We start from the raw sequence: 10439 nt of genomic DNA on the forward strand, positions 1-10439 counted from the left end.
GGGGCCATGATGGTGCAATGGGCACCAGAATGCGCGATCTGCTCGGCGGCGCGCTGCAGGCGCTGCGCTACGAACCCACCGCCAAGCGCCTTCGGATTTACCTGGACGAAGCGCTCGTCGCCGACACCGTTGACGGGCTGCTGGTTTGGGAGCCGCGGCGGGTGGTCCCGACATATGCGGTGCCGGAGCGGGATGTCTGCGCCCGGCTGGAATCGATGGGCAGGGTTGACGACCTCGCCGACTTGCCGGTCCTGGTGCCGACCAACCCGTTCAGCGCGCACAGCTGTACCGGAGAGGTGTTCGACGTCGTTGTCGACGGGGCCAGGCGCACATCGGCGGCCTTCAAGCCGGACGATGCGGACCTGAGCGGGTACGTCGCGTTTGACTTCGGCGCGTTCGAGTGGCGCGAAGAAGACGAGCCGATCGTCGCCCACCCGCATGACCCGTTCAAACGCATCGACATCCTCGCCAGCAGCCGGCACATCCGGATCGAGTGGGAAGGCCGGCTGCTGGCCGAGTCATCACGCCCGCTGCTGTTGTTCGAGACATTGCTGCCGGTCCGCTTCTACCTTCCGCGCGCCGACGTCGTCATCGATCTCGAGCCGAGCGACACCGTCAGCTACTGCGCATACAAGGGCCGGGCGTCCTACCTCTCGGTGCCCGACGGCCCGGCCGATGTGGCGTGGACCTACCACCAGCCGCTGCACGAAGCCGAACCGGTCACCGATCGCATCGCGTTTTTCGACGAGCGGGTGGACGTGATCGTGGACGGCCGGCGCCGCGAACGCCCGGTCACGCCTTGGTCGGGCTGACCGCGTTGGCTACCTCGCGTCGCAAAGACGGCAAGCTGGTCGACATCACCGGTCCCGGCATCACCGACCGGTGGGGTGTGACGTGCACCGACCTTGGTGCGTCGATAACCGCGCCCAACGGGACGCTGGTGTCGGTGTTCGGAGACACCTTCTCCGGCAACAGTGTTGGCGACGGTGACTGGCGCTCGCCGGTGATCCTGATCGGCACCGGCGACGCCCATCGCCCGATCACCTACCAGCGCGCCGGGGGCGCCGATCCCGAGTACGCACACCAGCTTTGGCGCTATACCCACCGCACCGGCCGGTCCGGGAGGCCGCGACGCGGCATCAGTACGGTCATTCCGTCCGACCTGCTGCGGGTGGATGACACGCTCTACCTGCACGCGATCGTCAACCGCGGCTTCGGCAACGTCGTGTGGACCGAGATCTGGAGCTCGGATGACAGCGGTGTCTCGTGGCGGCATCTCGCCGACGAGACGAAGTTTCCGGCCGGGCTGCACAACGGGCACGCGCAGTGCTGGTCGTGGGATTACGACCCAGTCGACGGCTGGATCTACGTCATTTCCACCGGCTTTCAGCGCGACAAGGGAATCATCCTGCGGCGGGTCCGTCCGGAGAACATCGGCGATCCGGGGCATTACTCCGGGTGGGGACGAGCCGCCGGCCGGTGGTCGTGGGGGAAGGAGCCGACCCCGCTGACGCCCGACGGCGAAAACTGGGGCGAGCTGTCGCTGCGGCGGTTGACAAAAGGCAAGTGGGTCCTGGGCGGATTCCTTTCCTCGAAATACGCACTGGGCTACCGGGTCATCGAGTCCCCCACCGCTGTGCACGATGCACCGCTGCAGATGCCGGTCGTCGGGTGTGTGTGGGACGCCGAAGATCATGGCAAAAGCCGCGTCGCGCAACTCTACGGCGGATACGTCCTGCCGGGTTCGAAGCTCAACGTCGCCGGCGGCGTCGGCCTAGTGGTGTCACAGTGGAACACCGCGCGCGGATGGCCCTACCGGGCAATGCAATTCCGGGCTACGCTGCACGACACGACCAAACATCACTCGTCCACATTGAACAGCGAGTCGCCGTCCTCGGGGGTTCCGTCGATCTGACCGCGATACTCGGGCGTGGGAGGTCCAAGTCCGGGGCCTCGCCGCTGAGCATATCGGGTTCCTCGGCGGCAACCATGTCGTCGAGAGATTCACCCTCTTCCGCTTCACGCGCCGTCATCCCGAACTTGTTGGCCTCACTCCAGTCGTCCGGCGGGTCAACGACGATGTCACCCTCGTCATTGCGGACCTCGTCGGAGTCGGTGGACTCGCTGGTGGACGGCTAAACGCCATTAGAACGCACATCCTGGCCGCGACGTCACGACTGACCCGCCGGCTAGTAGTTGACTCCACAGCGACTCACCAGCTGTGAGTGACTCGTCACATTGGCCGAACCGGCTTCACCCGCTCGTCGTGAAATGCATTGGAGGTCAATGAGGATCTGTGACATGCACCACCACAGCCGAGGAGATCATCATGACAAATCTAGACCCGCAGACCACGGGCGACTTCTGGGATGCATACCTCCGCGCCGCCGGCGCTGGTACCAACCTGGCGCATGTCAGCCGCACTTTTCCCGATGCGCCGCACGAACTCTGCTCTCCAGTTAGCGGTCCGGTGTCATACGTGCCGAGAATTGCCCCTGCGGCAATAACATTCGCCTGGGACTCCGTTATGCTGCGGGCTCCGATCGCTGTGGGCGCGCCACCTAGGGTTGCTTAAGCGGCTGAGTAGAGCGGTGCGAAGTTCGATGAGCCGGGTTGGTCCGCACACCACCTGCCTCATCGGCCTCCTGCTCGGCGCTTGGTCCTAACTGCCTTCACAACGCCATGTCCTGAATCTGTATTCAGCGCGGCGCCCGCCACATCGGCCACAGGGTCGGACCGCCGTTGGGCACGACGATCTCGCCGGTCACCTCGAACCCGAGCCGCTGGTAGTACGGCACGTTTTCGGCCTTGCTGGATTCCAGATAGGCGGGGGCGTGTTCGGCATCAACGCGATCGAGGCGTGAGCCCATCAGGGCCTGCCCATAGCCTTTCCCGCGCACCGACGTGTCGCTGCCGATCACCGCGAGATACCAATGCGGTTCCTCAGGGTGTTGTTGCTTCATCTGCTCAAGCAGTCCAGCGAGCTTGCGGGCCGTTGTCAGCCGCGGCCCGAACCCGAGGAAGAACGAGGGCAGCATCATCAGTTGTTCACGGCCCGACTGCTTCCAACGGCCCGGCGGATCCCAGAGCGCCGCAGCGCCAATCGCCGACTCGTTGCTGGCCACTTCCACGCCGCCACCGGCGAGGTGATGGTGGCGGGTCGCGGCGGCGAAAAATTTCCGCAGGTGCGCCGTCCGTACTTTGTCGTCAGGCATCATCCAGACCGACACCGGGTCGTCGTAGAAGGCGCGGCCAAGGGCATGCGACAGCTCAGTGACATCGCCTCTGCGCGCCGGACGCGTGTGGATTGTCATTGACAGCCAGAGTAGTAGCGTCGGAAATCGTGTGGGACTTCGATACAGACCCCGAATACCAGGAAAAGCTGGATTGGGTCGAAGAGTTCATGGTCAACGAGCTCGAGCCGCTCGATCTGGTCACGCTCGACCCGTATGACAAGAAAAATGCCGAGACGATGGCGATCCTGCGGCCCCTGCAGCAGCAGGTCAGGGACCACGGGCTATGGGCCGCGCACCTGAAACCAGAACTGGGCGGGCAGGGCTACGGCCAGGTCAAGCTCGCGCTGCTCAACGAAATACTCGGCCGCTCTCGTTGGGCCCCGTCGGTGTTCGGCTCGCAGGCACCCGACTCGGGCAACGCCGAAATCCTGGCCCTGTTCGGCACCGCCGACCAGAAAACCCGCTACCTGCAGCCGCTGCTCGACGGTGACATCACCTCCTGCTATTCCATGACCGAGCCGCAAGGTGGCTCGGATCCGGGTCTGTTCGTCACCCGCGCCGAGCGTGACGGCGACACATGGGTGATCAATGGCGAGAAGTGGTTTTCCACCAACGCCCGGCACGCGACGTTTTTCATCGTCATGGCGGTCACCAACCCTGACGCGCGCACCCGCGACAAGATGTCGTTGTTCATCGTGCCCGCCGACACACCGGGCATCGAGATCATCCGCAACGTGGGGGTCGGCACCGATTCACACGCCACCCATGGTTACGTCCGCTACGCCGACGTCCGGGTGCCGGCCGACCACATCCTCGGCGGCGAAGGGCAGGCGTTCGCGATCGCACAGACCCGCCTCGGCGGCGGCCGCATTCATCACGCCATGCGCACCATCGCATTGGCCCGCCGAGCATTCGACATGATGTGCGAGCGCGCGGTGTCACGGCAAACCCGGGTTGGTCCGCTGGCGAATTTCCAGATGACCCAGGAAAAGATCGCCGACAGCTGGATTCAGATCGAGCAGTTCCGGTTGTTGGTGCTGCGCACCGCATGGCTGATCGACAAACACCACGACTACCAGAAAGTGCGCCGCGATATCGCCGCCGTCAAGGTGGCGATGCCGCAGGTGCTGCACGACGTCGTGCAGCGTGCCATGCACCTGCACGGCGCGCTGGGGGTTTCCAACGAGATGCCGTTCATCAAGATGATGATCGCCGCCGAGTCGCTCGGGATCGCCGACGGGGCCACCGAGCTGCACAAGATGACCGTCGCCCGTCGCACCCTGCGCGAATATCAGCCGGTGTCAACGCCTTTCCCGTCTCAGCATCTGCCCACCCGGCGCGCCGAGGCGCAGGCCAGGCTGGCCGAGCGCCTGGAGCACGCGGTCGCCGAGTTCTAAAGACCGGCGGTGACGCGGTCGATGTGGGCCAGAAAGTGGGTCAGCACGGCGTCGGGCGCTTCGAGTTGCGGCCAGTGCCCGATGTCGTCGGCGAGCATCACCACGTCGGGGTCGGGTATCACCTCGGCGTAGCGACGTGCCATGTGCGCACCGGAGTTGGGATCGACCGGCCCGTCGATCAACCGCATCGGAACCGCGGTCTGCCGCATCGCACGCACCCAGCGATTTCGATGCGTGTAACGGTCGTTGATGAAGCGGCCGACCTTGTGCAGCACCCGGCGGCCGTCGTTGTAATCCAAGATCTGGTTGAACACGTCCATCATGTGCCGAGTCGGTTTGGTGTTCGGGCCGAACATCTCGCGCAGCGTCGGTTCCATCAGTCGACGAGACAACGTGCTGCCTTGCACAGGACTGAGGATGTCGCCGATCGGCGTGCGTGACATCAGCTTCTGCGCCGCCCGCGGCGTGTAGGTCTCGACGAACATGCCTCCGTTGAGCCAGGTGATTGAGTCGATGCTCAACTCACCATAGGCGGGCTGACGAAACTCGTTACGGGCCAACAGTTCCTGTCCCACGGAGTCACCGATGTCGTGGGCCATGATGTGCGCGTTGCCGACTCCCAGGTGTTCCAGCAGCGCCTCGTGCATGTCGGCGTGGTCGTGCACCGAATATTCGTAGGCGACCGGCTTTGCGGAGAAGCCCATGCCCATCATGTCCGGTGCGATGACGGTAAAACGTTGCGTCAGTGTTGGCCAGATCGGCGCCCAGTCGAAGGAGTTGAACGGGTAACCGTGGATCAGCAGCAGCGGAGGTCCGTTGCCTTCCATCCGGTAGAAGATGTCAAAGCCGAGGTAGTCGAAGTGCTGCCCGGCTGCCTGCCAGGATGCCAGTTCAGCGTCCACGGCCTGACCCTTACGAGATGTAGCGGACGATGCTTTCGGCCACACACGCCGGCTTGGCCGACCCCTCGATCTCCACGGTGGTCGACACCGTCGCCTGTACCGCGCCGTTGCCCAGGTCATCGACACCGACCAAGGAGCTCTGCGCACGAACTTTTGACCCGACCGGCACCGGTGCGGGGAAGCGGACCTTGTTCAGGCCGTAGTTGACGGCCAGCTTGATGCCGTTGACCGTGTACATCTCGTGCTGAAGCCGCGGCAGCAGAGCCAACGTCATGAAGCCATGGGCGATGGTCTTGCCGAACGGGCCTTTCGCCGCCCGTTCCGGATCAACGTGAATCCACTGGTGATCCCCGGTCGCATCGGCGAACAGGTTGACGTCTTCCTGGGTGATGGTCACCCACTCGCTCTGTCCGATGGTCTGCCCCTGGGCGGCGGCGAGGTCGGCAACTGACTCGAAGGTGCGCATAGTGTTCTCCTCTGCTCAAGTGGAGACGATAGTGCCGGTGCCGCGGCGGGCCTGTCGCGGGGCGCCGACTTCCGCGACGACCTGGCCCAGGTGTCGGTACCGACGCTGGTCATCCACGGCGACGCCGACGGCGCGGTGCCGTTGGAGGGTTCAGCCCGACGGACCCATGACGCCATTCCCGGCAGCGAACTTCACGTGATTGCCGGTGGCCCACATTTGTGCAACCTCGGCCATGCGACGAATTCAACGGGGCGCTCCTCCGCTTTCTCGCCGGGTAATCGGAGCTAGCGGCCATGTCTGTAGCACGATGACCAGATGAGGCTGCTGCTACTCGCGGACACGCATATCCCGCGGCGCGCCCGCGATCTACCCGCGCAGGTGTGGGAAGAAGTGGCACAGGCCGATGTCGTCTTCCATGCCGGTGACTGGGTGACACCCGAATTGCTGGACAACATGACGGCGAAATCCGCGCGGCTGGTGGCGTGCTGGGGAAACAACGACGGACCAGTGCTGCGATCACGGCTGCCGGAGCGCGCGGACGTGCTGCTAGAAGGGCTGCACTTTACGGTGGTGCACGAAACGGGTGGCGCGGCCGGCCGCGAGGCACGGGTGTCGCGGCGCTACCCCGACAGCGACGTGCTGATCTTCGGTCACAGTCATATCCCGTGGGACACCACGACAAGCACCGGGCTGCGGCTGCTCAATCCCGGGTCGCCGACGGATCGCCGCCGCCAACCGGTCGGCACGTACATGACCGCGAACGTGGACGCCGGTCAGCTGACCCAGGTCGTCCTGCACCGCCTCGGCCGATAGCCCGCATACGTATGCATAACCACCCCACAGTTCACCCACATATTTAGCTCTTAAACAGAGGTATTGTTGGGTAGGTGCAGGTGAGCACCGATTTAGCAGCCGAAGTCGTCCGGGTCGTCGGGAGGTTTCGCCGCCAACTTCGAAGGTCCGCGGGTCGAGGTCTCGATTCCGCGCGACTCACCGAGTCGCAGTCGGAGCTGCTCTGGTTGGTGGGCCGCCGGCCGGGGATATCGGTCAGCGCCGCCGCTGCCGAACTCGGATTGGTGGCCAACACCGCCTCGACGCTGGTCTCCAAGCTGGTATCCGGCGGCTTCCTCACCCGCAGCGTCGGTGCCACCGACCGCCGGGTCGGCGAGTTGACACTCGCCGTGCCCACCCAGCAGATCGTCGACGCATCCAGAGCCGCGCGTCGAGCGCTGCTGACCGATGTACTAGCCGAACTAGGCGACGACCAAATCGAATCTCTGGCAAAGGGATTGGAGGTTCTCGACACGATGACACAACTACTCCAGGAGCGCCGATCATGAGCGAATTACTACCCCCGGCCATCGACTGCCAGCACCTGACCTATCGCTATGGCAAGTTCACCGCCGTCGATGACGTGACGCTGCAGGTGCGGCCCGGTGAGACCATGGGCCTGCTCGGGCCCAACGGGGCGGGTAAAACCACGTTGGTGCGCATGCTCACCACGCTGACGCCGGTCCAGCACGGTCAGCTGCGCATCTTCGGGCTGGACTCCCGTCACCAGACAGCCGACATCCGAAGCAATGTCGGCTATGTGCCACAACAGCTGTCAATCGAGCCCGCACTGACGGGCAAACAGAACGTCGAGTGGTTCGCGCGACTATATGGCGTGCCCAGCGCCCGGCGCGCTGAACGCGTCGAGCAGGCGCTGGCCTCCATGGAGCTACTCGACGTGGCGAACCGGCTGGCGGGGACCTACTCAGGCGGCATGGTGCGCCGGCTCGAGGTCGCGCAAGCGCTCGTCAACCGCCCATCACTGCTGGTGCTCGACGAACCCACGGTCGGGCTGGATCCCATTGCCCGAGACGGCGTCTGGAGGCAGGTCCAGAGCATGCAATCCCAGTTCGGTATGACCGTTCTGCTGACCACCCACTACATGGAAGAGGCCGACACGCTCTGCGATCGGGTGGCGTTGATGCATCGCGGTGAGTTGCGGGCCGTCGGAACGCCCACGAAGTTGAAATCGACGGTGTTCCCTGGGGCGACGCTCGAGGACGTGTTCCGGCACTACGCGACATCCGATCTGTCGCAGCAGACAGAAAATTCTGGGTCTCTTCGTGAAATCCGTTCCAGCAGAAAGGTTGCTCGTCGTGCGAGTTGAGCAACACCCTATCGAGGTAACTCTGGTCCGCGCCCCCCATGGCTGGCAACGCTGCCGCGCAACGGTGGGTCGCGTCGGGGCGTTCGCGATCGTTGAACTGCAGAAGCTGCAACACGACCGCACCGAGCTGGTCAGCAGGATGGTGCAGCCGGCGCTGTGGCTGTTGATCTTCGGTACCACGTTCAGCCGTTTGCATGTGATCAACACCGGATCGGTGTCGTATCTGGCCTTCCTGTCGCCGGGCATCATCGCGCAGTCGGCGCTGTTCATCTCGATCTTCTACGGCATCCAGATCATCTGGGACCGCGACGCGGGCATCCTGGCCAAACTCGTGGTGACGCCTGCGCCGGCATCCGCACTGATCACGGGTAAGTCCTTTGCGGCGGGCGTGCGATCGGTCGCGCAGGTCGTCGGCGTGTTGGCGCTCGCCTATCTGATGGGCATTGGGCTGACCATCAATCCGCTGCGGATCCTGGGGGCGATGGGCGTCGTCATGCTGGGTGCGGCCTTCTTCGCGTGCCTGTCGATGACCTTGGCCGGGCTGGTCCGCAGTCGTGATCGGCTGATGGGCATCGGTCAAGCCATCACGATGCCGTTGTTCTTCGCGTCCAACGCGCTATACCCGGTGGACGTGATGCCCGCATGGCTGCATGTGCTGAGCAAGGTCAACCCGCTCAGTTACGAAGTCGACGCGTTACGTGCGCTGCTGATCGGCACTGCGTTCCACCCCGCGGACATCGCCGTCTTGGTGGTGGCTGCGGCACTCGGAATCATCACTGCGTCAACGCTATTGCGGCGCTTGGTCACCTAGCCCAGGAATCTTCCGACCCCTCAGCGGCTACATCCCTGCCGAATTCCATTGCGGCCGGGCTACTGACGAGGTCCCGGGGCCGACGATTCACAATCGTTATATTCGAGTCCGCGCCGAGGCTTAATCGTTAGCCAACCGCGACGTCACACCCCGCGGCGACAACCGGGAGTAAGCCGCGCGCTGTGTTTGACTGCGTCCGACAGCTATTCGACCGCCTAATGCGGCAAATGAAAGTTGGGATGGGTAGGAGCTATGAAGTTCGGTGAGAAGTTGCGCGGCGCGGCGGGGCGGTTGCCGCGTCGACTCGCAATCGCGACTGTTGGGGCGGCCTTGCTGGCCGGCCTGGTCGGTGCTATCGGCGGCACGGCGACCGTGGGGGCGTTCTCCAAGAAGGGCCTGCCGGTCGAGTATCTGCAAGTACCGTCCGCGGCGATGGGCCGCGACATCAAGGTGCAGTTCCAGGGCGGCGGGCCGCACGCGGTCTACATGCTCGACGGGTTGCGCGCTCAGGACGACTTTAACGGCTGGGACATCAACACCCCCGCGTTCGAGGAGTACTACCAGTCCGGCCTGTCCGTGATCATGCCCGTTGGTGGACAGTCCAGCTTCTACAGCGACTGGTACCAGCCGGCTTGCGGTAAGGCGGGCTGCCAGACCTACAAGTGGGAGACGTTCGTAACCAGGGAGCTTCCGGCGTACCTGCAGGCCAACCGGGGTATCTCTCCGAACGGCAATGCCGCCGTGGGTCTTTCGATGGCCGGCGGTTCCTCAATGATCCTGGCCGCGTACTACCCGCAGCAGTTCTCCTACGCGGCGTCGCTGTCCGGTTTCCTCAACCCTTCCGAGGGCTGGTGGCCGACCCTGATCGGTCTGGCGATGGGCGACGCGGGCGGTTACAACGCCACCAACATGTGGGGCCCGACGAGCGACCCGGCGTGGAAGCGCAACGACGCGATGGTCCCAGATCCCTCGCCTGGTGCAGAACAACACCCGCATCTGGGTGTACTGCGGCAACGGCACTCCGAACGAGCTAGGCGGCGACAGCATGCCGGCCAAGTTCCTGGAGCAGTTCACGCTGCGCACCAACGAGCAGTTCCGCGACAACTACACCGCAGCGGGCGGCCGCAACGGCACGTTCAACTTCCCGCCCAACGGAACGCATGACTGGGGCTACTGGAACCAGCAACTGGTCGCCATGAAGCCCGACATCCAGCGGACCCTGAGCGGTGGTCAAGGCGCCACCTGACATCTCCACCCACGCATCGGCAGCAGCGCTCCCCCAGCGCTGCTGCCGATGTATTTGTCCGGGAGGCTAATTCAATAGGGCGCGGCGGTCCTGGTGAAAGTACGTATAGGCGGTTGCCAACGTGCACATCGCCGAAGCGAACACCAGCATCCCGGTCCCATTGACGAACATGCTGATGATGCCGCCGAACGTGGCGCCGAAGACGAAGCTGCTGAACAGCAGG

10 protein-coding genes and 4 pseudogenes are annotated in these 10439 nt (G+C 64.3%); 9 read left to right on the forward strand and 5 right to left on the reverse strand.

All coding sequences use genetic code 11. The annotated features are described in order from the left end of the window. Positions 1-17 precede the first annotated feature (17 nt). Positions 18-812: a DUF427 domain-containing protein gene (locus tag VNW74_RS08060; RefSeq protein ID WP_325676092.1), complete on the forward strand. Its 795-nt coding sequence runs from the start codon at positions 18-20 to the stop codon at positions 810-812. After that, positions 800-1915 carry a DUF4185 domain-containing protein gene (locus VNW74_RS08065; RefSeq protein WP_325676083.1) on the forward strand — a complete coding sequence of 372 codons (1116 nt, stop codon included), beginning with the start codon at positions 800-802 and terminating at the stop codon, positions 1913-1915. The genes VNW74_RS08060 and VNW74_RS08065 overlap by 13 nt, the downstream gene beginning before the upstream one ends. Here the strand turns inward: VNW74_RS08065 and VNW74_RS08070 are convergent. Both VNW74_RS08070 and VNW74_RS08075 read right to left on the reverse strand, forming a co-directional pair. Further along, positions 1861-2132, reverse strand: a pseudogene (locus VNW74_RS08070) (hypothetical protein); the annotation flags it as partial. The gene VNW74_RS08065 and the pseudogene VNW74_RS08070 sit on opposite strands and share 55 nt — an antisense overlap. 567 nt (positions 2133-2699) lie before the next feature. Then, positions 2700-3314 (reverse strand): GNAT family N-acetyltransferase, encoded by a 615-nt coding sequence (locus VNW74_RS08075; protein ID WP_325676084.1) that lies wholly within the window; start codon positions 3312-3314, stop codon positions 2700-2702. Positions 3315-3343: 29 nt separating this feature from the next. Between VNW74_RS08075 and VNW74_RS08080 the strand changes: the two genes are divergently transcribed. Continuing rightward, positions 3344-4633: an acyl-CoA dehydrogenase family protein gene (locus VNW74_RS08080; RefSeq protein WP_325676085.1), complete on the forward strand. Its 1290-nt coding sequence runs from the start codon at positions 3344-3346 to the stop codon at positions 4631-4633. On the opposite strand, the gene VNW74_RS08085 is transcribed toward VNW74_RS08080, so the two are convergent. Both VNW74_RS08085 and VNW74_RS08090 read right to left on the reverse strand, forming a co-directional pair. After that, complete coding sequence (locus tag VNW74_RS08085) at positions 4630-5535, reverse strand: alpha/beta hydrolase (protein ID WP_325676086.1); 906 nt, start codon at positions 5533-5535, stop codon at positions 4630-4632. The two genes, VNW74_RS08080 and VNW74_RS08085, sit on opposite strands and share 4 nt — an antisense overlap. Before the next feature lie 10 nt (positions 5536-5545). Beyond that, positions 5546-6001, reverse strand: coding sequence for a MaoC family dehydratase (locus tag VNW74_RS08090; protein ID WP_325676087.1), 456 nt, complete (start codon positions 5999-6001; stop codon positions 5546-5548). A gap of 63 nt (positions 6002-6064) precedes the next feature. On the opposite strand from VNW74_RS08090, the pseudogene VNW74_RS31855 reads away from it, so the two are divergent. From VNW74_RS31855 to VNW74_RS08115, 6 genes and pseudogenes are all read left to right on the forward strand, one after another. Next, positions 6065-6279: pseudogene (locus tag VNW74_RS31855) on the forward strand (alpha/beta fold hydrolase); the annotation flags it as partial. Positions 6280-6316: 37 nt separating this feature from the next. Further along, positions 6317-6814, forward strand: a complete 498-nt coding sequence (locus VNW74_RS08095) for a metallophosphoesterase (RefSeq protein WP_325676088.1) — start codon at positions 6317-6319, stop codon at positions 6812-6814. 74 nt (positions 6815-6888) lie between these two features. Next, positions 6889-7341, forward strand: a complete 453-nt coding sequence (locus VNW74_RS08100) for a MarR family winged helix-turn-helix transcriptional regulator (RefSeq protein WP_325676089.1) — start codon at positions 6889-6891, stop codon at positions 7339-7341. After that, a complete protein-coding gene (locus tag VNW74_RS08105) occupies positions 7338-8159 on the forward strand; it encodes an ATP-binding cassette domain-containing protein (RefSeq protein ID WP_325676090.1) in 822 nt (273 codons plus the stop codon). The genes VNW74_RS08100 and VNW74_RS08105 overlap by 4 nt, the downstream gene beginning before the upstream one ends. 10 nt (positions 8160-8169) lie before the next feature. Beyond that, on the forward strand, positions 8170-8970 hold the full coding sequence (locus VNW74_RS08110) for an ABC transporter permease (RefSeq protein ID WP_414686627.1): 801 nt from the start codon (positions 8170-8172) through the stop codon (positions 8968-8970). A 252-nt stretch (positions 8971-9222) separates the two neighbouring features. After that, a pseudogene (locus VNW74_RS08115) lies at positions 9223-10216 on the forward strand (esterase family protein). A 66-nt stretch (positions 10217-10282) separates the two neighbouring features. Here VNW74_RS08115 and VNW74_RS08120 read toward each other — a convergent pair. Further along, a pseudogene (locus tag VNW74_RS08120) lies at positions 10283-10439 on the reverse strand (DUF1275 domain-containing protein); the annotation flags it as partial.

Source organism: Mycobacterium sp. (genome assembly GCF_035570115.1).
GTDB lineage: Bacteria > Actinomycetota > Actinomycetes > Mycobacteriales > Mycobacteriaceae > Mycobacterium.

What these genes read in the sequence shown, in the direction of transcription:
- VNW74_RS08060 (WP_325676092.1), top strand. Translation starts at nt 18, where the DNA reads ATGGGCACCAGAATGCGCGATCTGCTCGGCGGCGCGCTGCAGGCGCTG.
- VNW74_RS08075 (WP_325676084.1), bottom strand. Translation starts at nt 3,314, where the DNA reads ATGACAATCCACACGCGTCCGGCGCGCAGAGGCGATGTCACTGAGCTG.
- VNW74_RS08090 (WP_325676087.1), bottom strand. Translation starts at nt 6,001, where the DNA reads ATGCGCACCTTCGAGTCAGTTGCCGACCTCGCCGCCGCCCAGGGGCAG.
- VNW74_RS08095 (WP_325676088.1), top strand. Translation starts at nt 6,317, where the DNA reads ATGAGGCTGCTGCTACTCGCGGACACGCATATCCCGCGGCGCGCCCGC.
- VNW74_RS08105 (WP_325676090.1), top strand. Translation starts at nt 7,338, where the DNA reads ATGAGCGAATTACTACCCCCGGCCATCGACTGCCAGCACCTGACCTAT.